Origin of the sequence: Ancylobacter sp. SL191, from assembly GCF_026625645.1 — a bacterium.
Taxonomy (GTDB): domain Bacteria; phylum Pseudomonadota; class Alphaproteobacteria; order Rhizobiales; family Xanthobacteraceae; genus Ancylobacter.
The window spans coordinates 4321545-4346533 of the sequence record NZ_CP113056.1 but is presented as its reverse complement, the minus strand read 5'-3'; the positions used below and the strand labels follow the sequence as shown (position 1 = coordinate 4346533).

At 68.8% G+C, this 24989-nt stretch carries 22 protein-coding genes; 8 read left to right on the top strand and 14 right to left on the bottom strand.

Annotated features, from left to right (window positions below):
- Window positions 1–371: 371 nt before the first annotated feature.
- Entirely contained in the window at window positions 372–3356 is a 2985-nt protein-coding gene (locus tag OU996_RS19860) for an autotransporter domain-containing protein (protein ID WP_267583310.1), read from the top strand.
- Window positions 3357–3376: 20 nt separating this feature from the next.
- Here OU996_RS19860 and OU996_RS19855 read toward each other — a convergent pair whose 3' ends face one another.
- From OU996_RS19855 to OU996_RS19830, 6 genes are all read right to left on the bottom strand, one after another.
- On the bottom strand, window positions 3377–4093 hold the full coding sequence (locus tag OU996_RS19855; protein WP_267583309.1) for a (5-formylfuran-3-yl)methyl phosphate synthase: 717 nt from the start codon (window positions 4091–4093) through the stop codon (window positions 3377–3379).
- Window positions 4090–4668: a DUF447 domain-containing protein gene (locus tag OU996_RS19850; RefSeq protein WP_267583308.1), complete on the bottom strand. Its 579-nt coding sequence runs from the start codon at window positions 4666–4668 to the stop codon at window positions 4090–4092. The genes OU996_RS19855 and OU996_RS19850 overlap by 4 nt, the downstream gene beginning before the upstream one ends.
- Window positions 4665–6170 carry a DUF6513 domain-containing protein gene (locus OU996_RS19845; protein WP_267583307.1) on the bottom strand — a complete coding sequence of 502 codons (1506 nt, stop codon included), beginning with the start codon at window positions 6168–6170 and terminating at the stop codon, window positions 4665–4667. Before OU996_RS19845 ends, OU996_RS19850 begins: the two co-directional genes overlap by 4 nt.
- Window positions 6163–6729 (bottom strand): flavoprotein, encoded by a 567-nt coding sequence (locus OU996_RS19840; RefSeq protein WP_267583306.1) that lies wholly within the window; start codon window positions 6727–6729, stop codon window positions 6163–6165. Before OU996_RS19840 ends, OU996_RS19845 begins: the two co-directional genes overlap by 8 nt.
- Window positions 6726–7361: an aspartate kinase gene (locus OU996_RS19835; protein ID WP_267583305.1), complete on the bottom strand. Its 636-nt coding sequence runs from the start codon at window positions 7359–7361 to the stop codon at window positions 6726–6728. Before OU996_RS19835 ends, OU996_RS19840 begins: the two co-directional genes overlap by 4 nt.
- Before the next feature lie 241 nt (window positions 7362–7602).
- Window positions 7603–8421 carry a TrmH family RNA methyltransferase gene (locus OU996_RS19830; RefSeq protein ID WP_267583304.1) on the bottom strand — a complete coding sequence of 273 codons (819 nt, stop codon included), beginning with the start codon at window positions 8419–8421 and terminating at the stop codon, window positions 7603–7605.
- Window positions 8422–8707: 286 nt separating this feature from the next.
- Here OU996_RS19830 and mqo point away from each other — a divergent pair, with 286 nt between their 5' ends.
- Window positions 8708–10417, top strand: coding sequence for a malate dehydrogenase (quinone) (gene mqo, locus OU996_RS19825; protein WP_267585771.1), 1710 nt, complete (start codon window positions 8708–8710; stop codon window positions 10415–10417).
- Between the two features lie 172 nt (window positions 10418–10589).
- Here the strand turns inward: mqo and OU996_RS19820 are convergent, their stop codons facing one another.
- Window positions 10590–12410: an ABC-F family ATP-binding cassette domain-containing protein gene (locus OU996_RS19820; protein WP_267583303.1), complete on the bottom strand. Its 1821-nt coding sequence runs from the start codon at window positions 12408–12410 to the stop codon at window positions 10590–10592.
- Window positions 12411–12494: 84 nt separating this feature from the next.
- Window positions 12495–12899, bottom strand: coding sequence for a VOC family protein (locus OU996_RS19815; protein ID WP_267583302.1), 405 nt, complete (start codon window positions 12897–12899; stop codon window positions 12495–12497).
- Between the two features lie 109 nt (window positions 12900–13008).
- Between OU996_RS19815 and OU996_RS19810 the strand changes: the two genes are divergently transcribed.
- The 6 genes from OU996_RS19810 (at window position 13009) to OU996_RS19785 (ending at window position 17905) form a co-directional block, all read left to right on the top strand.
- Entirely contained in the window at window positions 13009–13251 is a 243-nt protein-coding gene (locus OU996_RS19810; RefSeq protein WP_267583301.1) for a type II toxin-antitoxin system Phd/YefM family antitoxin, read from the top strand.
- Complete coding sequence (locus tag OU996_RS19805; RefSeq protein WP_267583300.1) at window positions 13248–13661, top strand: type II toxin-antitoxin system VapC family toxin; 414 nt, start codon at window positions 13248–13250, stop codon at window positions 13659–13661. The genes OU996_RS19810 and OU996_RS19805 overlap by 4 nt, the downstream gene beginning before the upstream one ends.
- Before the next feature lie 15 nt (window positions 13662–13676).
- A complete protein-coding gene (locus OU996_RS19800; RefSeq protein WP_267583299.1) occupies window positions 13677–15095 on the top strand; it encodes an FAD-binding oxidoreductase in 1419 nt (472 codons plus the stop codon).
- A gap of 208 nt (window positions 15096–15303) precedes the next feature.
- Window positions 15304–16425, top strand: coding sequence for a tonB-system energizer ExbB (exbB, locus tag OU996_RS19795; RefSeq protein WP_267583298.1), 1122 nt, complete (start codon window positions 15304–15306; stop codon window positions 16423–16425).
- Between the two features lie 35 nt (window positions 16426–16460).
- Window positions 16461–17030 (top strand): TonB system transport protein ExbD, encoded by a 570-nt coding sequence (exbD, locus tag OU996_RS19790; RefSeq protein ID WP_267583297.1) that lies wholly within the window; start codon window positions 16461–16463, stop codon window positions 17028–17030.
- Window positions 17027–17905, top strand: coding sequence for an energy transducer TonB (locus OU996_RS19785; protein ID WP_267583296.1), 879 nt, complete (start codon window positions 17027–17029; stop codon window positions 17903–17905). The genes exbD and OU996_RS19785 overlap by 4 nt, the downstream gene beginning before the upstream one ends.
- On the opposite strand, the gene OU996_RS19780 is transcribed toward OU996_RS19785, so the two are convergent.
- The 6 genes from OU996_RS19780 to OU996_RS19755 form a co-directional block, all read right to left on the bottom strand.
- Window positions 17892–19076 carry a PLP-dependent transferase gene (locus tag OU996_RS19780; RefSeq protein WP_267583295.1) on the bottom strand — a complete coding sequence of 395 codons (1185 nt, stop codon included), beginning with the start codon at window positions 19074–19076 and terminating at the stop codon, window positions 17892–17894. The genes OU996_RS19785 and OU996_RS19780 overlap by 14 nt on opposite strands.
- A gap of 2 nt (window positions 19077–19078) precedes the next feature.
- The gene (locus OU996_RS19775; protein ID WP_267583294.1) at window positions 19079–20071 is read right to left on the bottom strand and encodes a dipeptide ABC transporter ATP-binding protein; all 993 of its coding nucleotides are present in this window, start codon (window positions 20069–20071) and stop codon (window positions 19079–19081) included.
- Window positions 20068–21084 (bottom strand): ABC transporter ATP-binding protein, encoded by a 1017-nt coding sequence (locus tag OU996_RS19770; RefSeq protein WP_267583293.1) that lies wholly within the window; start codon window positions 21082–21084, stop codon window positions 20068–20070. Before OU996_RS19770 ends, OU996_RS19775 begins: the two co-directional genes overlap by 4 nt.
- 3 nt (window positions 21085–21087) lie before the next feature.
- Entirely contained in the window at window positions 21088–22020 is a 933-nt protein-coding gene (locus OU996_RS19765) for an ABC transporter permease subunit (RefSeq protein WP_267583292.1), read from the bottom strand.
- Window positions 22010–23023, bottom strand: coding sequence for an ABC transporter permease subunit (locus OU996_RS19760; protein ID WP_267583291.1), 1014 nt, complete (start codon window positions 23021–23023; stop codon window positions 22010–22012). The genes OU996_RS19765 and OU996_RS19760 overlap by 11 nt, the downstream gene beginning before the upstream one ends.
- 282 nt (window positions 23024–23305) lie before the next feature.
- On the bottom strand, window positions 23306–24904 hold the full coding sequence (locus tag OU996_RS19755) for an ABC transporter substrate-binding protein (RefSeq protein WP_267583290.1): 1599 nt from the start codon (window positions 24902–24904) through the stop codon (window positions 23306–23308).
- Window positions 24905–24989: the final 85 nt, after the last annotated feature.

Sequence of the window (24989 nt, the reverse complement as noted above, 5' to 3'; positions counted from 1 at the left end):
GCCGCCGGCGGCCGGACAATCGACTGGGACTGTCGCTGGGCATGGGTAAGGGGTTCCGATTGCGCCGCCGTGACGGGCGGCGCGGGGCAGATGGACCCGCGTGGGCGGGAAGTCAAGCGCGGGCGGGTGCGGCGGAGCCGCTGAGCGCCGCGAGGAGGGCGCGCAGGGGCTGTGGCGCGCGTGCAACCCGCCGATTTTTTTCTCGGCAAGAAACACGATGTCATCGCGAGTGAGTCGTTATGGCGGCGAAGGTGCCTTATAATACCTCCCGGTGTCAGCTTCCGTGTCCCGGAGCCGCAGCGCGAATGCCGCACACACCTCGCTCATAGCTGTTGTTCTCGCGAAACGTAGGTGCTGGGGGGCACATGCGCATGATGCATTTGGTTCTGAACGGGCGGGCACCGCTGCGCGCGGCAATGCCCTCGCTCCCGTCCCGGATCGTGGCGCGGCACCGCGCATCGGCCCTGCGGTCCACATCGGCGCGCCGGCTGGGCGAGCTAGCCGCGCTCAGCCTGATGGCGAGCGCCCTTCTGCTCCCAGAAAGGGTCCACGCCGAGGCGTCGGTCGTGTCGTTCGGCGCGGTGACGCGCGGCGCCGTCGCGGTGAATTCGGTTTCACAGGGCGGCTTCACCACGCTGAACGACTATGCCATCTTCAAGGATCAGACCTTCACTCTGCCGACGTCGACGACGCTCACGGGGCAGCTGAGCTGGTTCGGTGCTATAATCCCCGGCAACCAGATTGCTGAGGATACGAGTCACACCGGCGTATCGCCTCTCGCCTACAGCTTCGTGCTCCCCTCTCTTGTCGATGGTGTCGCGGGGTTCGCCACCTACGAGGTGGACAAGATCGGCGTCTTGAAGATCACGACGACCGACAACTCGGTGAAATTCAGCACCACCCTGTACGGAACGACCGCGGACGGCGCAGAGATAACCTCGACGATATCGGGGGTTCTGGCCGCGCCTAGCGCCGAGTCGTTGGGGGCTGTCAGCACGAGCTTCGCGGTTCGGTTCAGCGATGTCGTCATCACCGGCAAGGAGACCGCCCTTGTCATCCTCAGCGAACAGCCCATCGCTCAGGGGTTCACTTTTGATTACGCCATCAACGGCAATGCGATAGCGGGCGAAGGCTCGCTCGAGATCCCCGCCGTCCTGTACGACGCGGACGCAACTACCCCCGGCAGCGTCATCATCACCAACTCGGCCGATCCCGGGGAGGGCAACGGGACGATCCTGTTCGCGCTCGACCAGCTCTACACCGGCGGCACGACGATCAATGACGGCGCGACGCTGCAGCTCGGCAATGGCGGCACCAGCGGCTCGGTGCTTGGCGACATCACCGATAATGGCACGCTGGCCTTCAACCGCTCGGATGAGGTGACCTATGCCGGCGTCATCTCCGGCACGGGCGCACTGGTGCAGGCGGGCACGGGCACGCTGATCCTCACCGGCGCCAGCACCTTCACCGGCGGCGCCAGCGTCACCGCTGGCACGCTGCAGATCGGCGATGGCGGCACCTCGGGGAGTCTGGCCACCGACATCTTGGTGGCGAGCGGGGCGACGCTGGCCTTCAACCGGGCGGACGAGGTCAGCTTCGGCTACGCGATCTCCGGCACCGGCACGCTGGTGAAGGCCGGGGCCGGCGAGTTGGAACTCACCGGCGACAATTCCGACTTCACCGGCCTCACTACGGTGAGTGAGGGCCTTCTGTCGGTGAACGGCACGCTCGGCGGCACCATCACCGTCGCGGAGGGCGGCACGCTCGGCGGCAGCGGCACCACGGGCGCGGTCACGGTGCTGGCCGGCGGCGCGCTGGCGCCGGGCAACTCCATCGGCACGCTCACCATCAATGGCGACATCACCTTTGAACCTGGCTCGATCTACACGGTGGAGCTCGACAATGCCGGCAATAGCGACGGCATCAGCACGACCGGGCGCATCACCGTCAATGGCGCAACGCTGAACCTCGTCGCGCTCGACCCGCTGGTGAGCTACGCCTCGGGCGTCACCTACACCATTCTGGAAGCGGCGGGCGGCGTCACCGGCTCCTTCAGCCAGGTGACGTCATCCTCGATCTTCCTGAATGTGGAGGAGGATTCCACGGCGGTGGCGCTTTCCGTCGTGCTCAGCATCCCGCAGGAGACTTTCACCAGCGTCGCGGTGACCCCGAACCAGATCGCCACCTCGGCGGCGCTGGGCACGCTGCCGCAGACGGGGGCCTCGCTGGCGCTGTACAATTCGCTCCTGTTCCTCACCTCGGCCAGCGAGGCGCAATGGGCCTATGACCAGCTCTCCGGCGAGGTGCATGCCTCGACCCAGAGCCTGTTCATGGAACAGTCCTCGCTCATTCGCGGCGCGCTGAATGACCGGCTGCGGGCGGCGCAGGGCGGCGTCGGGGCGTCGGCTGGCACGGTGGTCAATGTGGTCGAGACCTCTAGCGGCGCGCTGGCCTATGCGGCGCCCTCGCCCGTGAAGGTCGCCGCCGATATGAGCATGCCGATGAAAGCGGCGCCCGCTCTGGCGCCGGTGGAGCGCTTCGCGCTGTGGTCGACCGCCTTCGGCAATTGGGGAGAGATGGACGGCAATTCCAACGCCGCCGGCGTCTCCGATTCCACCGGCGGCTTCCTGATCGGCGCGGATACGCTGGTCGGTGACGGCTGGCGGCTCGGCGTCGCCGGTGGCTACAGCTACACCGACTTCTCGATCTCGGGCCGCAACTCGTCCGGCTCGAGCGACAACTGGCACATCGGCGTCTATGGCGGCAACGCCTGGGGTCCGCTCGCGCTGCGCACCGGCCTTGCCTATACGTGGCAGGACATCTCGACCAACCGCTCGGTCGCCTTCACCGGCTATTCCGACAGCCTGTCTGCGGATTACGACGCCGGCACGGTGCAGGCCTTCGGCGAACTCGGCTACCGCATCGACGCCGCCGGCATCGCCTTCGAGCCCTTCGCCAACCTCTCTTATGTCAGCCTGCATCAGGACGGCTACACGGAAGAGGGCGGCGCGGCGGCCTTGACGGGCGATTCCCAGACCATGGACACGACCTTCACCACGCTGGGCCTGCGCCTCGCCAAGGAGATCGCCTTCGGCTCGACGGCGGCGACGCTGCGCGGCGCGCTGGGCTGGCGCCACGCCTTCGGCGACATCGACCCGACGGTGACGCAGGCCTTTGCCGGCTCCGACGCCTTCACCGTCACCGGCGCGCCGATCGCGGAAGACGCGGCGGTGATCGAGGCCGGGCTCGACATGCTGATCAGCGCCACCGCGACGCTCGGCATCGCCTATACCGGCCAGTATGGCGACGGGGTCAGCGAGAACGGCGTCAATGCGCGGCTGAGCGTGCGGTTCTGAGCATGAGGTTCTGAGAACGCCTAGTCCCGCAGCGTGCCGGCGGCGGTGGTCAGGCGCTCGCGGGCCTGGGCGAGGCGGGTGGGGTCGAGCCGGCCGGTGCGCCCGCCGGTGCAGAGCGCGCCGCGAAAGCCGAGATAATCCGCTCCGGCGCCGGCGAGCGCGGGGATGTCGTCCAGCGTCAGCGAGCCGGCAAGGCCGGTCATCAGCCCCTGCGCCCGCGCCTCGCTGGTGAACTGGCTGAGGGTCAGCAGGTCGAGATGGCGGGTGAGCGGCCCGGCATGCTTGTCGGCGGTATCGATCATGGCGCCGGCAAAGCCCGCCGCGCCGAGGCGCGGCAGCACGTCGAAATCGGGATCCTGATCGGCGAACAGCACGCCGATCAGCCGGCAGCGCGTGGCGAGCGGGGCCAGTGCGTCGATGCAGGCGCCCATATGTTCGGAGGCGAACAGCCCGACCTTGACCCAGGGCACGCCGCTGGCGGCGATGCTTTCCGCCGCGCTCCGCAGAATGGCCGGCACCATCGGCTGGTCGCCGGCGGTGGCGGAGAGCGCCGGGCGCCGCTCGCCCCAGCCGTTCCACAGCATGACCGCCGCCGCCAGCGATGCCGGACTCCACGCGCCGAGCGCCCCATAGGCCGGCTGCTTGAGATCGACGATATCGGCCCCGCCGCGCGCGGCCTGGTCCATCTCGCTGAGGTCAGCGACGCTGGCGAGCAGTCCCGGCGCACGGGTGCTCATAGGCGGCTCGGCAGCACGCGAGCCTGTCGGTGCTCGGCGATGGCCTCGACCAGCCAGCTCCAGGCGTCGCGCTCGTCCGGCCCGGCGGTCTTCTCGATGGCGATGGCGAGATAGGCCATCTCCTCGTCGACCTTCTCCGGGCTGAGCAGGCGCAGGCGGCTCACCAGAACCGCGGCTTCCAGCACCGCGGCCTTGGCGCGGTTCAGTCCCTCGAAGCGGCGATGCGCCTCGCTGTGATGGGTGCGGCAGAAGAATTTCGGCCGCTCCGGGTGGTCCTCCATCCGCTCCACCGTGATCTCGTCATGCGACAGCGCCTCGGCGAGGCGCGGGCAGTCGAGATAGGTCGCCTTGCACACATCGACCGACATGCGCTTGCCGACGATGCTGCCGGCGAAGATGCGCACATCGTCGGTGAAGTTCACCACGGCGATGCTGGTGCTGGCGAGGTTTTCCAGCGTGCGGGACGGACGGAAGGGCTGCAGCAGATAGCCGCCCTCGATCACCGTGGCGCCCATCGGCGCCAGATGCGGTTCGCCGCTCGCCGAGCGGGTGGTGACAATGGCCTCACGGATCACGTCTCGGTCGCCTTTCCGGCTTCGGCCTCGGTCGCGCTGGCGGGCGCCTCCTCGGCCTTTGCGTGCTTATTTACTTCCTTCTTGGCCTGCAGCGTCGTGCCGGTTTCCTTGAATGTCAAACGGTGTGCTTGCTCGGGGCTTTCTTCGATTACAGCCGCGACACCCCATTTCAGCCCTTCATCCTGCGCGTAACGCTTGCCGAGCTTGTAGGCGATCTCCGCCCGCGCGGTTTCCACCCCGAGATAGAAGGCATGCGCGCCATCCTCCTCCACCTTGAGGTGCGGGAACAGCGCGAAGGGATCGGGCGCCACGTGGTGGCCGTCGCGGTTATAGATGTGGATGCCGTCCTCGCTGACATCAATGCGGAAATTGCGGTCGCGCACCTCGCGCGCGAGGCCGTCGATCTCCGCGGGGCTGGCGGCATAGGGCTTGCGGTCACGCAGCGCCATCAGCCCGCCGCCGAAACCTTGCGGCAGCGCGCCGGCTTCGCGGGCGGCGTAGTATTCGCGCCGCGCCCGGTCGAACTCGCGCACCGCCGTGCGGCAATGCGGGCTGACCTGCACCGCCAGCACCGCGTTGAGCCGCATTTCCGAGATCAGCCCCATGAGAATGGCGTTGATGCCGGTAGTGTCGGCATCCGTCAGCTCGGTGACATTGCCGATGCCCATGAGAACGGGAATGTCCGGGAAGCGCCGGCGCAGCTCGGCATAGCGCAGGATCGAGGCGGTGAAGCCGTAATGAACGGGATCGAGGATCGGGTCGGCATAGAAGGGCTGGCCGCTGGCGAGGCAGGTCTCCACGGCACGGATGAGCGAATCGAGATCGCCCTGTTTGGCCGGCACCAGCACCGGCACCGCCGGGCCTTCTTTGGCGATGTGCAGATTGGTCTCGTTGAGGCTGAGCAGGAAATCCGCCCCGGCGCGGGTGGCGCGGGCGAGCTCGGTCAGATCGAAGGAATCGACGCTGACCTTCAGCCCCTCGGCGTGGAGCGCGGCGATGGCCTCTTCCAGATGGGGAAAGGCGGTGTCCGGCAGGCAGCCGAGGTCGATGACATCCGCCCCTTCCGCCCGCAGGGCGCGGGCGCGGGCGACGATGCCATCAACGCTCATCACGGTGGCGTCGACGATCTCGGCGAAGATGGTGACATCCTGCCGGGTGAGGTCTGCGGCGCGGCGCTTCTGGCCGAAATAGTCCGGCAGGTCCGCCACCTCGTCCGGCCCGCGCGCGAAGGGCACGCCGAAGAACCGCTCCAGCCGTTCAAGATCGCCCCGGAAGCGGCCGGGCATCAGCACGCGGTCGGTGCCTTCCGGCAGCTTCAGCCGGCGCTCGACGATCTCCGCCGTCATCAGCGCGGCGACCTTGACGCCTACATTGACCACGACCGGCTCCAGCGTCGGGTCGGCGATCTCGCCGGCGATGCGGGTGAGGCGCGGCTCGGCCAGCGAGCCGGTGACGAGGGCGATTTTTTCCGGGCGGCGCGGCGTTTCGGGGGCGTCAGCCATCGGCCGGGGCGGTCCGTTCCGCCAGCAGACGGCGCCGGGCGCTGATGGCGGCGTCGAGATCGGCGAGGGATTCCACCACCGTCGTGTCGTCGAATTCCTTGAGCCGCGCGGTGTTTTCCAGGTCGATGCGGCGCGGATAGACCGGGTATTCGCCGCCCGGCGCCATGGTGATCATTTCCGGCGCGGTATCGCAGGCGAAGACGATCGCATGAACGCGGCACTTGCCGGCCTGCGCGAAGCAGTTGGTCACCAGCGTGTCGGAGATGCCGTACACCGCTTTCGCCACCGTGTTGGACGAGGCGGGCGAGACCACCAGCGTATGATAGAGCTGCTCATAGAAGCGCCCGACCGGGGCCGAGCTGGCCGTGGTCTCGCGGAAGATGCGGGTGTGTTTGGGCAGATCCTGCTTGTACATGCGCAGCACCTCGTCCGCCGCGCGCGAGACGAACAGGTCCACGGCGTCCAGCGACTGGATGAGCGCGATCGACTCGGTGAAGAAATGCCCGGAGCCGGTGAGCGCCCAGGCCCAGCGCGGATAGGTGCCCTTGTCGGCGCTCATGCGGCCAGACTCCCGTCGGTGAGGGCGGCCCCGGCCGCCTCCAGAGTGAGAAGCTCGACCGGCCCGCCAAAGGCGGTGGCGTAGCGCGGAAACAGCGGATCGACCAGCCCGGCGGTCGCCCAGTCGGCGGGGCCGGTGCGCGCGGCGGCGGGGGCGGACTTCACCAGCGTCAGCCGCCCCGCCTTGAGGCGCGCGGCGAGCCAGGCGGCGATACTGTCGGAGGTGATGTCCCAGCTTTCCGGCAGGTCGGAAGCCTCAAGGGTCATCGCCGCCGGCAACCACAGCGCGGCGTGCCCGCTGGCGTGCAGGCGGGCAATGCCGGCGGGATCGGCGGCGGTGGGAAGACCCGAGAGGTCCGCCAGGGCCAGCGCCGTCTGCTCCATGGCGAGGATCGCCATGCGGTGGCAGACGGCATCCGACAGGCCAAGCCGCGGCTGGAGATCACGCACCGTATCGGCCAGCGGCCCGCCACCGGCGACCAGCACGAGCGGCGCGCCGCGCCGGGCGAGCGTGGCGAGCAGCGCTGGCAGGGAGGGGGCGGCGAGCAGGCTGCCGCCAAGCTTGACGATATGCGGCGCGGCAGCGCGGGAGGCAGCAGCATCGGACGGGCGGGGCGCGCGCGATCCGGGCATGGGACGGTTCCTGAAAGGGCGCCGCCAAGGGGAGGTCGGGCGACGCCGTTTGCGGCAACCTAGCTCAAGGCGCGGCGCGATCAATGGAAACGGCGCCGCAGGCCCGGCGGCAATGAAAAAAAGGCTCGGGGGTGAGCCCGAGCCTTGATGAAGTCGACGGTCATTCAGACGGCGGCCCGTCTGATAGTCAAGCCAAAGCATGAGCCGACTCCGGGGCCTTGTCGAGGCTTGATTCGGCTGATCACGCCGCGTTTATCTGCGTCCGGCGCATGGCATGGAGCGCGATACCGCTGGTGGTCGCGACATTGAGGGAATCGAAGTTCCCGGCCATGTCGATGCGCACGGTGCGGGTGCGCGCGAGGATAGGAGCGGGCAATCCCGGCCCCTCCGCGCCCAGCAGCAGCGCGGCCCGGCGCGGGCGGGGCAGGGCGCCGATCTCGTATTTCCCGGCCGGGCTGAGGGCCAGCAGGGTGAAATCGTGAGCGGCGAGGAGATCGAGGAGCGCCTCGGCCGATCCCTCGCGGGCGAAGGGCACCATGAGGCTACCGCCGACCGAGACGCGGATCGCCTTGCGGTAGAGCGGGTCGCAGGAGGCGAAATCGAACAGCGCCGCATCCGCCCCGAAGGCGGCGGCGTTGCGCATGATGCCGCCGACATTGTCATGGTTGGTGATGCCGAGCGGCACGACCACCAGCGCCGTCTCCGGCAGCGAGGCCACCAGCTCCGCCATGCTGGGTTCGCTCCCGCGCAGGCCGATGCCGAGCAGGCCGCGATGAATGTGAAAGCCGGTGATGCCGTCAAGGATCGCCTGGCTCGCCGTGTAGATCGGCAGCCCCTCCGGCGCCTGCGCCAGCAGCGGAGCGAGCGCCTCCAGCCGGCTCTCCGCCAGCAGCAGCGATTCCAGTTTGAACCGGTTGCGCGGGGAGAGCGCCACGTCGAGCACGGTGCGCCCCTCGACGATGAAGCGGCCGCCGCGCCCGACGAGATCGCGTTCCTTGATGACGCGATAGGCGTCGATGCGCGGGTCGTCCGGCGCGGTGAGGGAAATGAGCAGAGCCATGGCCGCTTCATAGCCGCCAGACCGGCGCTTGTCGCGGGGCACCTATGCACCGCGCGGACAAGAAGCGAAAGCGCAACCGCGCCAGCCGCCCCGCGCCGCTCTGATAAAATATAAGTTAAAACAATGGATTGTCAGCAAGCGCGCGGCTCCCGAAAGCGCGGGTCGCTTTCGGGTCGCTTTCGTTCGCGCGCCCGTACTTCTACGGATGGCCGGGTTGTTTTGCCGCAGAGCGCCCGATAACGAGCCGGCGTCGGGGACCGCTCTGGAACAGGAAAAAGCCATGGTGATGCGTAGCAAGGACACTCTCCGGACCCCCTCCGCCCCCGTCGCGGGACCGTCGGTGAACCGCCGTCAGGTGCTCGGCGGCGCGGTCGGCGGCGTGGCGGCGGCCGGCCTCTCGGGCGGCATCGGCGCGGCGCTGGCGCAGGCGGGCGCGCGCAAGGTCGATGTGCTGCTGATCGGCGGCGGCATCATGAGCGCGACGCTCGGCGTGTGGCTCAACGAGCTGGAGCCGGACTGGAAGCTCGCCATGATCGAGCGGCTCGACGGCGTGGCGCTGGAAAGCTCCAATGGCTGGAACAATGCCGGCACCGGCCATTCCGCGCTGGCCGAGCTGAATTACACGCCGGAAGACGACAAGGGCCAGGTCCATATCGACAAGGCGGTCGAGATCAACGAGGCCTTCCAGGTCACCCGCCAGTTCCTCGCCCGGCAGGTCGAGCGCGGCGTGCTGCGCAACCCGCGCTCCTTCATCAATTCCACCCCGCATATGAGCTTCGTCTGGGGTGACGAGAACATCGAATTCCTGCGCAAGCGCCATGAGGCGCTGAAGGCGAGCCCGCTTTTCGCCGGCATGGAATTCTCCACCGACCGCGCCAAGATCGCCGAATGGGTGCCGCTGATGATGGAGGGCCGCGACCCCTCCCAGACCATCGCCGCCACCTGGTCGCCGCTCGGCACCGACGTCGATTGGGGTGAGGTCACCCGGCAATATGTGAGCTATCTGCGCACCCAGCCGAATTTCGATCTGGAGCTGTCCAGCGAGGTCGCCGACATCGCCCGCAACGCCGATGGCAGCTGGCGCGTGACCTATGGCTATACCGGCACCGGCGAGACGCGCACGGTGGACGCCAATATGGTGTTCATCGGCGGCGGCGGCGGCGCGCTGCACCTCCTGCAGAAGTCCGGCATCCCCGAGGGCGAGGACTTTGCCGGCTTCCCCGTCGGCGGCTCCTTCCTCGTCAATGACAACCCGGATACGGCGCTGCGCCACCTCGCCAAGGCCTATGGCAAGGCCTCGGTCGGCGCGCCGCCCATGTCGGTGCCGCATCTCGACACGCGCTATCTCGACGGCAAGCAGGTACTGCTGTTCGGGCCCTTCGCGACCTTCTCCACCAAGTTCCTCAAGGACGGCTCCTATCTCGACCTGCCGGCCTCGGTGACGCTGGAGAACATCTGGCCGATGCTTGATGTCGGCACCGAGCAGTTCGCGCTGGTGAAGTATCTCGCCGGCCAGCTCATGCTTTCCGACGCCGACCGGCTGGCGGCGCTGCGCGAATATTTCCCGCAGGCCAAGGCCGAGGACTGGCGCCTGTGGCAGGCCGGCCAGCGCGTGCAGATCATCAAGCGCGACAAGGATGGCGGCGGCACGCTGAAGCTTGGCACCGAGATCGTCGCGGCCAAGGACGGCTCCATCGCCGCGCTGCTCGGCGCCTCGCCTGGCGCCTCGACGGCGGCGCCGATCATGCTGGGCGTGCTGGAAAAAGTGTTCAAGGCCAAGGTCGCCACGCCCGAATGGCAGGGCAAGATCCGCCAGATCGTGCCGAGCTATGGCACCAAGCTGAACGACAACCCGGCGATGGTGCAGCAGGCCTGGGCCTTCACCGGCGAAAAGCTCCAGCTCGCCAGCGCCGCCCCCGCGCTCGACGTGTCGTCCTTCGGCGGCACCTCCGCCCCGACCGGCGTGGTCAAGCCCGTGCCGGACATGGCGCCCTGAGCGGACTTACCCGTGTCCCGGACGCCTGACGCTTCAGCGGAAGGCGCGCCGGGATCCAGCGCAAGAGTCTTTGGCTGACGAGTCTCTCCTGGCCCCGGATCATCGCTGCGCGCCGTGCAGCTCGTCCGGGGAACGGGGGGCGTCTTGCTGGGCAGGCGCGCCGCTCGCCGCCTCAGCCGCCGACTTCCTCGCGCAGCATTTCCAGATTCAGCCACTCCTCCTCGGCCTTGGCGAGTTCCGCCTGGGTCCGGGTGAGCTCGGCGGTGGCCTTCTGGAAGCCGGCCGGGTCGCGCGTGTAGAAATTCGCCGTCGCCAGCGTGTTGTTTAGCCGCTTGATGTCGGATTCGAGCTGGGCGATGCGCTTGGGCAGCTGCTCCAGCGCGTGCTTCTCCTTGAAGGAGAGCTTGCGCTTGCTGCCGCTGGAAGCGGCGCTGGCCGGCGCGCTGGCGGAGGATTTGGCGGGGCTCGTCGCGGCCGCCTGCGCCGCCGCGCGCGCCTTCACGCCATGGCCGCGCTGCGCCACCATGTCGGAATAGCCGCCGGCATAGACTTCCCAATTGCCGTCGCCCTCATAGGCGATGGTGGCGGTGACGGTGCGGTCGAGGAAGTCGCGGTCATGGCTGACCAGCAGCACCGTGCCGGCATAGTCGTCGATCATCTCTTCGAGCAGGTCGAGCGTCTCGAGGTCGAGATCGTTGGTCGGCTCGTCCAGCACCATGAGGTTGGAGGCCTGCGCCAGCGCGCAGGCGAGCAGCAGCCGCCCACGCTCGCCGCCGGAGAGGCGCGACACGGCGGTGCCCGCCTGCTCCGGCGTGAACAGGAAGTCCTTCATATAGCCGATGACATGGCGCGGATTGCCGCCGACGAACACCTGGTCGCCCCGCCCGTCGGTGAGCGTCTCGCGCACCGAGCGGTTGGGATCGAGCGCGGCGCGGCGCTGGTCGAGCGTCGCCATCTCGATATTGGTGCCCATCTTGGCCTTGCCGCTGTCGGGGGCCAGTTCGCCGGTGAGCATCTTGAGCAGCGTGGTCTTGCCCGCGCCGTTCGGCCCGACAATGCCGATGCGGTCGCCGCGCTGGATGCGGATGGACAGGTCGCGCACGATGACGCGATCGCCATATGCCTTGGAGATGTGCTCGGCTTCCATCACCAGCTTGCCGGAGACCTCCGCCTCGGTGGCGGCCATGGTGATGGTGCCGACCGCGCCGCGATGGTCGCGGAACTTGGCGCGCAGATCGGCCAGCTCGCCGACGCGCCGCACATTGCGCTTGCGCCGGGCGGTGACGCCGTAGCGCATCCAGTGCTCTTCCGCGACGATCTTGCGGGCGAGCTTCTGCTGGTCGCGCTCTTCTTCTTCCAGCACCTGGTCGCGCCATTCCTCAAAGAAGGCGAAGCCGCGCTCCATGCGCCGCGTCGTGCCGCGGTCGAGCCAGACGGTGGCGCGGGTCAGATCCTGCAGGAAGCGGCGGTCATGGCTGATGAGTACCAGCGCCGAGCGTAGCGAGGACAGCTCGGATTCCAGCCATTCGATGGCCGGCAGGTCGAGATGGTTGGTCGGCTCGTCGAGCAGCAGGATGTCCGGCTCGGGCGCCAGCACGCGGGCGAGCGCGGCGCGGCGCGCTTCGCCGCCGGAGAGGTTGGCCGGGTTCTCCTCGCCGGTGAGGCCAAGCTCGTTCAAGAGGTACTGCGCGCGGTATTCCTGGTCGCCCGGCCCCATGCCGGCCTCGACGTAGGCGAGCGTGGTCTTGAAGCCGGAAAGGTCTGGCTCCTGCGGCAGATAGCGAATGGTCGCGCCGGGCTGGGCGAAGCGGTTGCCGCCATCGGCCTGCACGAGGCCGGCGGCGATCTTGAGCAGCGTCGACTTGCCCGAGCCGTTGCGCCCGACAAGGCCGACGCGCTCGCCGGCGGAGACGGAGAGTTCGGCGCCATCGAGCAGCGGCGTGCCGCCAAAGGTGAGCCGCGTGTCCTGAAGCAGAAGAAGAGGAGGAGCCATGGCGCGGGGATAGGGGGAAAGCCGCGCCGGGGCAAGGGGCAGCCTCGTCTTGTGGGCGTCACAGAACGGTTGGTGCGTCCCGCGTCAGCCCTTCAGCTCGTAGCGGTGGAACACGCAGGCGAGCTTGTTGCCGTCGGGATCGCGCACATAGGCGACGTAGAAATGCGGCCCGTAATGCGGGCGCACGCCCGGGGCGCCCTCATCCGTGCCGCCCTGCGCCAGCGCCGCCGCGTGAAATGCGTCGACCGCCGCCGCATCGGGCGCGCGGAAGGCGACCATGGTGCCATTGCCGACGCTCGGCGCGGCGCCGTTGAAGGGCGTGCAGAGCCACAGGCTCACGCCATCATCATAATCCGGCCCATAGCCTTCCCAACCCTCGCTCGCGTCAGCGCGGCGGACATGGCCGAGCGGAGCCAGCACCGCGTCGTAAAAGGCGGTGGCGCGGTTGAGATCAGCGACGCCGAGCGTGGTGTAGAGGATGAGCGACATGGGCAGGGTCCAATTTGGGACGCGCATCCTGTCCCACCCGCCGCACGGCGTAAACATTGCGCGACGATCGTGAGTGTACATATAATCTGTACAGAAAAGGAGGCGCGCCATGACCACGCGCAAAGTTGCCGCGACGCAATTCAAGGCGGAGTGCCTGCGGCTGATCGACGAGATCGGCGCGAGCGGAGAGAGTCTCACCATCACCCGGCATGGCAAGCCGGTGGCGATGCTCAGCCCCATCCCCGAGGCGGCGCCCGCCGGGCTGATCGGCGCGCGGCGTGGACGGGTGGCGCGCTATGTCGATCCCTTCGCGCCCGCCACGCGGGCTGAGGATTGGGCCGCGACCACGTGATCCTGCTCGACACTCATGTGCTGGTCTGGGCGCTGGAGGATGATGCGCGCCTTGGCCCCATGGCGCGGGCCGCCCTCGACCGTGCGAGCGCGGCGGGCGCGGTCCATATCGCCGCCATCACTCCCTGGGAGATCGCCCTGCTGGTCCAGAAGGGGCGGCTGGCGCTGACCGAGGATGTGGGCGCGTGGCTCGACGCGGTGCTCGCTCTGCCGGCCCTCCGGCTCGCGCCGCTGGAACCGGCCATCGCGGTGGACAGCGTCCGCTTGCCCGAGGCGCTGCATCCCGACCCGGCGGACCGCCTCATCATCGCCACGGCCCGGCATCTGCGCGTGCCGCTGCTGACTGCCGACCGGGCGATTCTCGATTATGGTGCGGCCGGCCACGTCGCCGTCCTCGATGCCGCCCGCTAGCCTTCAGGATTTCCCATGCCCGCTGATGCCGCCCTTCTCGCCGCCCTCGCCCAGCGCATCGGCGCCGCTCATGTGCTGACCGATCCGTCCGACATGGCGTCGTATCTGCGCGAGGAGCGGGGGCTCTATCACGGGCAGGCGCCGGCGGTGCTCCGGCCGGGCTCGACCGAGGAGGTCGCCTTCGTGGTGGAAGCCTGCGCGCAGGCGGGGGTGCCGATCGTGCCGCAGGGCGGCAATACCGGGCTGGTGGGCGGGCAGATGCCGTTTGGCGAGGTGCTGGTCTCGCTGGCGCGGCTTGACCGCGTGCGCGCGGTCGATCCCGTCGACATGACCATGACGGTGGAGGCCGGCTGCATTCTCGACACGGTCCACAAGGCGGCGGAGGAGGTGGGTTGCCTGTTTCCCCTGCACATCGCCTCGCAAGGCTCCTGCCGCATCGGCGGCAACCTGTCCTCCAATGCCGGCGGCACCGCGGTGCTGCGCTATGGCAATGCCAAGGATCTCGTGCTCGGTCTCGAGGTCGTGCTGGCCGATGGGCGGGTGTGGAACGGGCTGAAGCGCCTGCGCAAGAACAATGCGGGCTATGATCTCAAGCAGCTCTTTCTCGGCACCGAAGGCACGCTCGGCCTCATCACCGCCGCCGTGCTGAAGCTGTTTCCGCAGCCGGCGCAGCGCACCACCGCCTTCCTCGCGGTTCCCGATCCGGCGAGCGCGCTCGCCCTGCTCAAGCGCCTGCGCGGCGAGGCGGGGGATGCGCTCACCACCTTCGAGCTGATGGCGGCCTTCGGCGTCGAGACCGTGCTCGCCCACATGCCCGGCACGGTGCGGCCGCTCACTGAGCGTTACGACTGGTATGTGCTGGCCGAGCTGTCCGCCCCCACCCGCGCTTTCGATCTCGGCGCGCTGATGGAGGAGACGCTGGGCGCCGCCATGGAAGCGGGCGAGGTGCTGGACGCGGTGATCGCGGCAAGCGAGGCGCAGGCGGCCAATCTGTGGCGGCTGCGCGAGGATATGAGCGAAGCGCAGAAGCACGAGGGCGGCTCGATCAAGCACGATGTCTCCGTGCCGGTCTCGCGCGTGCCGGAGTTTCTGGAACGTGCGTTGCCGGCCTGCATGGCGGCGCTGCCTGGGCTGCGGCCATGCCCGTTCGGCCATGTTGGCGACGGCAATATCCATTTCAATCTCAGCCAGCCCGTGGGGCTGGAGAAGGCCGCCTTCCTCGGCATGTGGGAGACCTTCAACCGCATCGTCCACGACATCGTGACCGACATGGACGGCTCCATCGCCGCCGAGCATGGCATCGGCATCCTCAAGCGCGAGGAACTGGCGCATTACGCCGATCCGGTGGCGCTCGATCTGATGCACCGGGTCAAGACGGCGCTGGATCCGCAGGGGCTGCTCAATCCCGGCAAGGTGCTTTGCGCTGTGCGGTAGTAAAGTGCTTGTCTGGAATTATAACAAACAAGAATTACTAGCAAGATCGCAGTTTTGAGTGGTTCCACAATGCGTTGATGCGGCTTTTTGCTGTTGTCGACCATGTAGCTGAGGGGTATGGAAGCCGTTAACTGAGGGGCCGGCGTCCCGAGACCTTCCGCTCTCAGCGGCGGGAGAGGGAAGCTGGCCGGAACATCGGATGGCTGCCATGCTGACCTCTCGCCCCGCCGCTCCGCTCCGCCGTCTCGTCCCCGCGCTACTGGCGCTGGCACTGTTCAGCGGGTCGGTGATTCCGGTGGTGGCGCAGCAGGCCGCGCCCGCCGCGCCGGCCTTCCAGCCCGCTCCGGTTGCTCCCGTTCAGTCGGCGCCCGTTCAGGCGGCTCCTGCGCCAGCCGCTCCCGAGGCGCTGGTTCCGCCGATGCCTGCTTCGACGGCGCCCGCCCCGACGGCGCCCGAGGCCGCGGCCCCGTTGAGCCCCGCCGATGCGGTGGTCGCTCCGGCTCCGGCGGACGTGCCGGCATCCGCCCCGGTTGCTGGCGAGGACAGCTCGGTCGCCGCGCAGCTTCCCCATGATCTGTCGCCCTGGGGCATGTTCATGGCCGCCGACTGGGTGGTGAAGTCGGTCATGATCGGCCTCGCCTTCGCCTCGGTCGTCACCTGGACGGTGGGGCTCGCCAAGTCGCTGGAACTGATGGTCGCCAAGGCGCGCCTGCGCCGGGCGCTCAAGGGCTATCTTGCCAGCGCCTCGCTCGATGCCGCCCGCGTGGTCGGCGCCGCCGGCCCGGCCGGAGCGATGCTGAAGGTGACCGATCTCGAATTGCAGCGCTCCGGCGACCTGCCGGCCGAGGGCATCAAGGAGCGCGTCTCCATCTCGCTCAGCCGCATCGAGGTGGCGACTGGCCGCGCTATCACCCGTGGCACCGGCGTGCTCGCCACCATCGGCGCCACCGCCCCGTTCGTCGGCCTGTTCGGCACGGTGTGGGGCATCATGAATTCCTTCATCGGCATCTCGAAGGCGCAGACCACCAATCTCGCCGTCGTCGCGCCGGGCATCGCCGAGGCGCTGCTGGCGACCGCCATCGGCCTCGTCGCCGCCATTCCCGCCGTGGTCATCTACAACCACTTCTCCCGCCAGGTCTCCGGTTACCGCGTGCTGATGGGCGACGCTGCCGCCGAGGTGCTGCGCCTGCTCTCGCGCGATCTCGACAAGCGCGACGCCATCGCCCGCCACAGCGCCGAGCTGCGGCAGACCGCACACGTCGCTCCCCATGGGGCGTCCCATGGCGCGCCCGTGACCCCGGTGCGCGTGCGCGCTGCCGCCGCCGAGTGACCGCCGATCCGGCTGTGATCGGACAGGAGTGAACCATGGGCGCCAAGCTCCAGAGCACGGATAGCGACGATCTCGTCGAGAACCACGAGATCAACGTCACCCCGTTCATCGACGTCATTCTGGTGCTGCTGATCATCTTCATGGTCGCCGCGCCGCTCTCCACCGTCGATGTCGCCGTGGACCTGCCGGCCTCCAACGCCGCCGTGCAGCCGCGCCCGGACAAGCCGGTCTATCTCACCGTGAAGGGCGATCTCGCCCTCGCGCTCGGCAATGACGACATTCCGCGCCCGGAACTCGGCGCCACGCTCGACCGCACGACCGAGGGCAAGCGCGACACCCGCATCTTCCTGCGCGCCGACAAGGCGGTGGCCTATGGCGACCTGATGGAGGTGATGAACCTCCTGCGCTCGGCCGGCTATCTCAAGATCGCGCTGGTCGGGCTGGAAATGGCCGGCGCGCCCGCCACCGGCGCACCTGCCGTACCGTCCACCGCGCCCGCCGCTGGCGCGGCGCCGGCTCCGGCCGCCACGGCTCCTGCACCGGGTGCGCCCGCGCCAGGTTCGCCCGCGCCAGGTTCGCCCACGCCAGGTTCACCCGCCCCATGAGTCTGATGCTGCTTCATGGCAACCGTCGGCAGGAAGCGCTGCGGGCGGCGGGTTGGGCCCTGTGCGGCGTCGTGGTGCTGGCCGCCCATGGCGGGGCGCTCGCCTATATCCTCTCCGAGCCGCCGATCCACGCGGCCGACGAGCCCGCCGCCATCATGATCGAGCTTGCCGAGATGCCGGTGGCCCCCGCCGCCGATCCGGTCGAGCTGCCGCCCGGCCCGCAAATGGTCGAGGCGCCCGAGAAGATCGAGGAGGAAGTTCCCCCCGATCCGCTCGCCAAGGAAGAGGACGTGCCGCCCCCCGAGCCGGAGCCCGAGCAGGAGCCGGTGCCGCAGGTGACGGAGAGCCCGGCGCCCGACATCGAGGTGCCGCTGCCGCCCCCCCCGCCGCTCGCCTCCGAGCTGACGCCGCCGGAAAAGAAGCCGGAGCCGCCCAAGGAGCGCCCGAAGCCCAAGCCCAAGCCGAAGGAGCGGGAGAAGAGCGAGAAGCCGCCGGCGCCGCAGACCTCGGCCGCGCCGTCGCTGAACGCCGCCCCGTCCGACCGCGTCGCCGCCCCGACTTCGGGGTCGAGCGCCTCGTCGAGCCGGGCCCAGGCCGATTGGCGCTCGCGGCTGATGTCGCATCTCAACCGGCACAAGCGCTACCCGAACGAGGCGCGCGCCAATGCCGAGCAGGGCCGCCCGCGCGTTGCCTTCTCCATCGACCGCGCCGGCAATGTGACGAGCGTGCGGCTCGCCGGCTCCTCCGGCAGCGCCAGCCTCGATGCGGAAGCGGTCGCCATGGTGCGCCGCGCCTCGCCGCTGCCGGCCCCGCCGGCGGACATGCCCGGCGGCAGCTTCAGCTTCACCGTGCCGGTGCTGTTCAACCTGCGCTGAGTCGCTCCAGCAGGGCGGCGAGGTCGTCCCACAGCTCGGCGGGGTCTTCGAGCCCAATGCTGAGGCGCAGCAGCGGGCCGGCATGGGGCCAGGCCGTCGCGCTGCGGATCGCGGCGATCTCCTGCGGGGCCATGAGGCTGTGCGTGCCGCCCCAGGAGGCGCCGATGGCGAACACCTTGAGCGCGCCCAGTCCCTCGCCGAGGCGCGCCTCGCAGCCCGCCTCCAGCACCAGGCTGAACACGCCCGAACCGCCCTTGAAATCGCGGCTATAGGCCGCTTGGCCGGGATGGTCGGGCAGCGCCGGGTGCAGCACCGCCGCGACGCCGGGTCGGTCGACGAGCCGGCGCGCAAAATCCTCCGCCACCCGCCCGACATGGGCGAGGCGCACGGCCATGGTCTGAATGCCGCGCAGCGCCAGCGCGCAGTCTTCCGGCGAGACGCCGATGCCGAGTACGCCCAGCGTCGCCCGCAATTCCCGGTGCAGGGCGATATCCGCGACGGTGATCGAGCCGAGCAGCAGGTCGGAATGGCCGCCGACATATTTGGTCAGCGCCTCGCAGACGATGTCCGCGCCATGGGCCAGCGGCTTGAACAGCAGCGCCGTCGCCCAGGTGTTGTCGCAGCCGGTGAGCACGCCGCGCGCGCGGGCCGCCGCGATGAGGGCCGGCACGTCCGGCACTTCCATCGAGCCGGAGCCGGGCGCCTCGATCCAGAGAAGACGGGTGCGCGCCTCGATCAGCCCGTCAATGCCGGCGCCGATCATCGGGTCATAGACCGTGTGGGCGACGCCGCGCGGTTCGAGATAGTCGGCGCAGAAGCTGCGCACCGGCGGGTAGGCATTGTCGGGGATCAGCACATGTTCGCCCGGCTTCAGCAGGGCGAGCATCACCAGCGAGATCGCCGCCTGGCCGGAGGGCACGATCAGTGTGCGCGCGCCGCCATGCAGCCGGGTGAGCTGCTCTTCCAGCGTGCGCGTGGTCGGCGTGCCGTGCAGGCCATAGGTGTAGCCGTCCGCCCCGCGCCTCGCCCGGCGCAGGAACGCCTCGCCATCGGGATAGACGATGGTGGAGGCGCGGTAGGTCGGCACGGCGAGGCTGGCATAGCCTTCCATGGACGCGGCGGGCGGGTGGACGCAGAGCGTCGCGTCGTGCCGGGAATCTTCGTTTGCCATGGCTATTGCGCCGCCCAGCAGGCGACGAGCTGGTCGCCCTTGCGCTCGGTCGGTGGCATCTCCACCCGGCAGCGGTCCATCACCAGCGGGCAGCGCGGGTTGAAGGGGCAGCCCTTGGGCGGGTTGAAGGGCGAGGGGAGTTCGCCCTGCAGCACGATGCGCTCCTTCTTCGCGCCGGGGTCCGCCACCGGCGTCGCCGAGAGCAAAGCGCGCGTATAGGGGTGCTTCGGCGCGGTGAAGATGGCCTCGCGCGGCCCGTGCTCGACCACGCGGCCGAGATACATCACCAGCACCTCGTCGGCCATGTGACGGACGACGCCGAGATCGTGCGAGACGAACACATAGGCGACGCCGAGCTGCTCCTGCAGCTCCACCAGAAGGTTCAGCACCTGCGCGCGCACGGAGACGTCGAGCGCCGAGACCGGCTCGTCCAGCACGAGGATCTTCGGGCGCAGTACCAGCGCGCGGGCAATGGCGATGCGCTGGCGCTGGCCGCCGGAGAACATGTGCGGGTAGCGCCCGTGATGTTCCGGGCGCAGGCCGACGCGGGCCATCATGTCGAGCGCGCGGGCGCGTCGCTCGGCCGAGGACAGCTTGGTGTTGACCAGCAGCGGCTCCTCGATGGCGGTGCCCACCGTCTGGCGCGGGTTGAGCGAGCCGTAGGGATTCTGGAACACCATCTGCACCTCGCCGCGGTAGCGGCGCAGCGTGGCGGCATCGGCCTCGGCGACATCGACATCGTCGAGCAGCAGCGAGCCGGCGCCCGGCCGCTCGATCATGGTGAGCATGCGCGCGAGCGTCGACTTGCCCGAGCCGCTCTCGCCGACCACGGCCAGCGTCGAGCGCGGGGCGAGGCGGAAGCTGATGCCGGCGACCGCCTTCACCGTGGCGGACTTGGCGAACATGCCGCGCGCCACCTCATAGCTCTGGGCGAGGTCGACGGCTTCCATCACTGCGTCGCGGGCACTCGGTTCGTGGGGAGCGATCTGGTTCATAGGGCAGGCTCCCGGTTGAGCGGCACGCCGTCCTTCATCGGGTAATGGCACAGCGCGAGGCCGAGCTCCGCGCTGGCGCGCCGCGGCGGCACGGTGCGGCAGGTCTCGGTCGCGAAACGGCAGCGCGGCGAGAACAGGCAGCCCACCGGCCGGTCGGCAAGGCCCGGCACTACGCCGGGAATGGAGGGGAGCAGGCGCCCGGTCGCCCGCTCCGGCAGCGCCGCCAGCAGCGCCGCCGTGTAGGGGTGGTGCGGGTCGGCGAACAGGCCGCGCGTCGACTGCATCTCGATCTGCTGCCCGGCATATTGCACGCAGACCCGCTGCGAGGTCTCCGCCACCACGCCCATGTCATGGGTGATGAGCACGAGGCCGACGCCGCTCTCCTTCTGCAAGCGCAGCAGGAGGTCGAGGATCTGCGCCTGAATGGTGACATCCAGCGCGGTGGTCGGCTCGTCGGCGATGATGAGCTTCGGGTTGCAGGCGAGCGCCATGGCGATCATCACGCGCTGGCTCATGCCGCCGGAGAGCTGGTGTGGGAAGGCCTTCAGCCGCCGCTCCGGCTCGGGAATGCCGACGAGATCGAGCAACTCGACCGCCCGCGTCTGCCGCTCCGCGCGCGAGAGGTCGAGATGCGTCGCCATTGCCTCGCGAATCTGGAATCCGACGGTGAAGCACGGGTTGAGGCTCGACATCGGCTCCTGGAAGATCATGGCGATGTCGCGCCCGATGATCTTGCGCCGCTCGCGGGCGGAGAGGGTGAGCAGGTCGCGCCCGGCGAAGCTCGCCCGGTCGGCGGTCACCTTGGCGGTCCAGGGCAGCAGCCCCATCACCGCCAGCATGGCGACCGATTTGCCCGAGCCGGACTCGCCGACAATGGCGACCAGCTCGCCCTCGGCCACGTCGAGATCGACCCCGTCGACCGCCTTGAACGGCCCGCGCGAGGTCGAAAAGGTAACCGACAGGTTGCGGATGGAGAGGAGGGGAGCGGTGGTTCCGGTCATGGTTCCCGTCATGGCTCAGCTCCGCCGCAGCTTGGGATCGAGCGCGTCGCGCAGGCCGTCGCCCATCAGGTTGATGGCGACCACGGTGACGAGGATGGCGAGGCCCGGCAGCGTAACGATCCAGGGCGCGGCGCGGATGAACTCGCGGCTGTCGGCGAGCATGGCGCCCCATTCCGGGGTCGGCGGCTGCGCGCCGAGACCGAGGAAGCCGAGCGCGGCGGCTTCCAGAATGGCGTCGGAAATGCCGAGCGCCGCCTGCACGATGAGCGGGGCGAGGCAGTTCGGCAGCACGGTGACGAACATCAGCCGCAGCTTGCCGACGCCGGCGACCTTCGCGGCGATGACATATTCCTTCGACAGTTCCGCCAGCGCCGCCGCGCGCACCAGCCGCACATAGCGCGGCAGGTAGACGACGGTGACGGCGACGATGGTGTTGACGAGGCTCGGCCCGAGCACGGCGACCACGAGGATGGCCAGCACGAGGCTGGGGATCGCCACCACGAGGTCCATGACGCGCATCACCACCACCTCGACGATGCCGCGCAGGAAGGCGCTGGCAAGGCCGAGCACGATGCCGACCACGACCGAGACCAGCATCACCGACAGGCCGATGCCGAGCGAGATGCGCGCGCCGTAGATGAGGCGCGAGAGCACGTCGCGGCCCACCGCATCGGTGCCGAAAGGGAATTCCCAGCTGCCGCCGGCCCAGACCGGCGGTTGCTGCACATGCTGGCGGAACTGCTCGATCGGCGAGTGTGGCGCCACGAAGGGCGCGAACAGCGCGAGCAGGGCGATGAACACCACCACGGCGAGGCCGAGCACGGCGCCGCGATTCTCACTGAAGGCCGACCAGAAGGCGCGCAGCGGCGACTGTTCGGCCGGCACGCTCTCCACCGGCGGCACCGCGCCCGGGAGGACCGGGGCGACGTTGAGGGCTTCATCCGCCATGCCGGATCCTCGGGTTGATCGCGACGTAGAGCATGTCGACGATGAGGTTGACGAGGATGACGATGCCCGAGATCAGCATGATGCCGCCCTGCAGCGCCGGGTAGTCGCGCCGGGCGATCGACTCGATCAGCCATTTGCCGACGCCCGGCCAGGCGAAGATGGTCTCGGTCAGCACCGCGCCGGCGAGCAGCGTGCCGGTTTGCAGGCCGATGACGGTGATGACCGGGATGAGTGCGTTGCGCAGCGCGTGCAGGCCGACCACGCGCAGCGGCGACAGGCCCTTGGCGCGGGCGGTGCGCACATAGTCCTCGCCCAGCACTTCCAGCATGGAGGAGCGCGTCATGCGGGCGATCACCGCGAGCGGGATGGTGCCGAGCACGATCGAGGGCAGCACGAGATGCGCCAGCGCCGCGCTGAACGCGCCGTCCTCGCCCGACAGCAGGCTGTCGATCAGCATGAAGCCGGTCACCGGCTCGAAATAATAGTTGATCAGGTCCATGCGGCCGGAGACCGGGGTGAGCCCGAGATATTCCGACATGAACATGATGAGCAGCAGGCCCCACCAGAAGATCGGCATGGAGTAGCCGGCGAGCGCCACGGTCATCACCGCATGGTCGAACACCGAGCCGCGCTTGACGGCGGCCAGCACGCCGGCCGGCAGGCCGAGCACCACGGCGAAGATCAGCGCGCAGAAGGCGAGTTCCAGGGTCGCCGGGAACAGCACGGCGAATTCCTGCAGCACCGGCGTCTTGGTGACGATGGAGACGCCGAAATCGCCATGGGCGATGCCGCTGGCATAGTCGAGGAACTGCTTCCACACCGGCTGGTCGAGGCCGAGTTCATGGCGCAGCAGGGCGAGGCGCTCGGGCGCGATGCCGCGCTCGCCGGTGCGCGCCTCGATCGGGTCGCCGGGCACCAGGCGCACCGCGACGAAGGTGACGAACATCAGCGCCACGAAGGTCGGCAGCGTCAGCGCGACGCGGCGGAGAATGAAACGGAACATGGAATTCCCGGGCTTGGGATCGCCGGCGTCACACGCGGGAGGGCGCTCCGCGACGGGCGGGGGCGATCATGACGGGCAGATCAGGACAGGCGTGTTTCGCCGGCCGTCACGGCTGCGCCGCAATAGGGATGCGCAGGATCGCGCGATGCGCCGGACGCGCGCCCACACGCTGCCGCGCCAGCATCGCCGTGCGTCTAGAGGCGGGCACGCCGCGCGTCTTGCCGAAAGGCACGGTGCCGGCGGCGCGCTCCCGCCGCCGGCACCGTCCGCGTCACGTCACGATCACTTCAGATCGACGCCGTAGAACTCGTGGCGGCCGAACGGGCTCACCTTGTAGTCCACGACTTCCTTGCGGGTCGGCTCATAGACGACCGAGTGGGCGATGGTGAACCAGGGCGCGTCTTCCTTCACGATGACCTGCGCCTGCTCATAGAGCTTGGTGCGCTCGGCGACGTCCGAAATGGTCTTCGCCTTGTTGATGAGGTCGTCGAACTCCTTGTTGCACCACTTGGCGAGGTTCTGCCCACCCGGACGGGCGGCGGCGCAGCCAAGCAGGAAGAAGAAGTTGTCCGGGTCGCCATTGTCACCGGTCCAGCCGAGCTGGCCGGTCATGTGCTCGCCCTGCTGCAGGCGCTTGCGGTACTCGCCCCATTCATAGGAGACGAGCTTGGCATTGACGCCGATCTTGGCGAGGTCCGACTGCATCATCTCGGCGATGCGCTTGGCGTTCGGGTTGTAGGGGCGCTGCACCGGCATCCACCACAGGTCAATGTCGAGCGGCGTCTTGACCCCCGCATCCGCCAGCATCTTCTTGGCCTTCTCGGGGTCGTAGGGATAGTCCTTCACCGCGGTGTTGTAGGACCAGATGGTCGGCGGGATCGGGTTGATCGCGGCCTGGCCGGCGCCCTGATAGACGTCCTTGATGATGGCGGCCTTGTCGATCGCCATGTTGAAGGCCTGGCGGACCTCCTTCTTGTCGAAGGGCGGCTTCTGCGTGTTGAACGACAGATAGGCGATGTTGAGGCCCGGCTGGGAGATCAGGTTCACCACCGGATCGGTCTTCAGCGCCGCGATGTCGGCCGGGTTCGGCGCGATCATCACATGGCACTCGCCCTTCTTCAGCTTGGCGTAGCGCGCGGTCGGGTCGGGGGTGATGGCGTAGACGAGGTTGTCCACCTTGGCCGGGCCGCCCCAATAGGCCGGGAAGGCCTTGAAGCGGATCACCGCGTCCTTCTGGTAGGCGACGAAGGAGAACGGGCCGGTGCCGACCGGAATCTGGTCGAACTGCTCGGGGGTGCCCTTCTTCAGCAGGAAGTCAGCATATTCCTTCGACATGATCGTGCCGAAGTCCATGGCGAGGTTCGCCAGCATGGGCGCATTCGGCTCGGTCAGGGTGAACTTGACCGTGTAGTCGTCCACCTTGTCGATCGACTTGAGCAGGTCGGGCATGCTCATGTCGTTGAAGTAGTCATACGCGCCGCCCGTGACCTTGTGGTACGGGTTCTCCGGCTTCCACTGCCGCTCGAACGAGAACAGCACGTCATCCGCGTTGAAGTCGCGGGTGGGGGTGAAGCCGTTGACGCCGGCGTGGAATTTCACGCCCTTGCGCAGCTTGAAGGTGAGTTCCTTGCCGTCCGGGCTCACCGTCCAGCTCTCGGCCAGCGCCGGGACGACCTTGGTCGAGCCGCGCTCGAACTCGACGAGCTGGTTGTAGACCGGGCGGGCGGCATCGAAGCTGGTGCCGGTCGTGTTGAGCGCGGGCGTGAAGTTTTCCGGGCTGCCTTCGGAGCAGTAGACCAGTGTCTTGGCGGCGAAAGCCGGCGCCGACAGAACGGTGAGCATCGCGGCGGCAAGCGCCACCTTGGGAGTGATTACCCGCATAGAAAAGACCCCTCTCATTGAACGAAGCGGCGCCGTGCCCATTGCATGGGCCAGCCTGTTGTTTGATCTCCGTCGTCCAAGTGTG

Coding starts and splice junctions, on each gene's coding strand:
- mqo (WP_267585771.1), top strand. CDS start 8,708: ATGCGTAGCAAGGACACTCTCCGGACCCCCTCCGCCCCCGTCGCGGGA.
- OU996_RS19765 (WP_267583292.1), bottom strand. CDS start 22,020: ATGGCGGATGAAGCCCTCAACGTCGCCCCGGTCCTCCCGGGCGCGGTG.
- OU996_RS19760 (WP_267583291.1), bottom strand. CDS start 23,023: ATGTTCCGTTTCATTCTCCGCCGCGTCGCGCTGACGCTGCCGACCTTC.
- OU996_RS19815 (WP_267583302.1), bottom strand. CDS start 12,899: ATGTCGCTCATCCTCTACACCACGCTCGGCGTCGCTGATCTCAACCGC.
- OU996_RS19835 (WP_267583305.1), bottom strand. CDS start 7,361: ATGCCCGGATCGCGCGCGCCCCGCCCGTCCGATGCTGCTGCCTCCCGC.
- exbB (WP_267583298.1), top strand. CDS start 15,304: ATGCTGACCTCTCGCCCCGCCGCTCCGCTCCGCCGTCTCGTCCCCGCG.
- OU996_RS19810 (WP_267583301.1), top strand. CDS start 13,009: ATGACCACGCGCAAAGTTGCCGCGACGCAATTCAAGGCGGAGTGCCTG.
- OU996_RS19820 (WP_267583303.1), bottom strand. CDS start 12,410: ATGGCTCCTCCTCTTCTTCTGCTTCAGGACACGCGGCTCACCTTTGGC.
- OU996_RS19755 (WP_267583290.1), bottom strand. CDS start 24,904: ATGCGGGTAATCACTCCCAAGGTGGCGCTTGCCGCCGCGATGCTCACC.
- OU996_RS19845 (WP_267583307.1), bottom strand. CDS start 6,170: ATGGCTGACGCCCCCGAAACGCCGCGCCGCCCGGAAAAAATCGCCCTC.
- OU996_RS19800 (WP_267583299.1), top strand. CDS start 13,677: ATGCCCGCTGATGCCGCCCTTCTCGCCGCCCTCGCCCAGCGCATCGGC.
- OU996_RS19860 (WP_267583310.1), top strand. CDS start 372: ATGATGCATTTGGTTCTGAACGGGCGGGCACCGCTGCGCGCGGCAATG.
- OU996_RS19840 (WP_267583306.1), bottom strand. CDS start 6,729: ATGAGCGCCGACAAGGGCACCTATCCGCGCTGGGCCTGGGCGCTCACC.
- OU996_RS19855 (WP_267583309.1), bottom strand. CDS start 4,093: ATGAGCACCCGTGCGCCGGGACTGCTCGCCAGCGTCGCTGACCTCAGC.
- OU996_RS19770 (WP_267583293.1), bottom strand. CDS start 21,084: ATGACGGGAACCATGACCGGAACCACCGCTCCCCTCCTCTCCATCCGC.
- OU996_RS19780 (WP_267583295.1), bottom strand. CDS start 19,076: ATGGCAAACGAAGATTCCCGGCACGACGCGACGCTCTGCGTCCACCCG.
- exbD (WP_267583297.1), top strand. CDS start 16,461: ATGGGCGCCAAGCTCCAGAGCACGGATAGCGACGATCTCGTCGAGAAC.
- OU996_RS19830 (WP_267583304.1), bottom strand. CDS start 8,421: ATGGCTCTGCTCATTTCCCTCACCGCGCCGGACGACCCGCGCATCGAC.
- OU996_RS19775 (WP_267583294.1), bottom strand. CDS start 20,071: ATGAACCAGATCGCTCCCCACGAACCGAGTGCCCGCGACGCAGTGATG.
- OU996_RS19785 (WP_267583296.1), top strand. CDS start 17,027: ATGAGTCTGATGCTGCTTCATGGCAACCGTCGGCAGGAAGCGCTGCGG.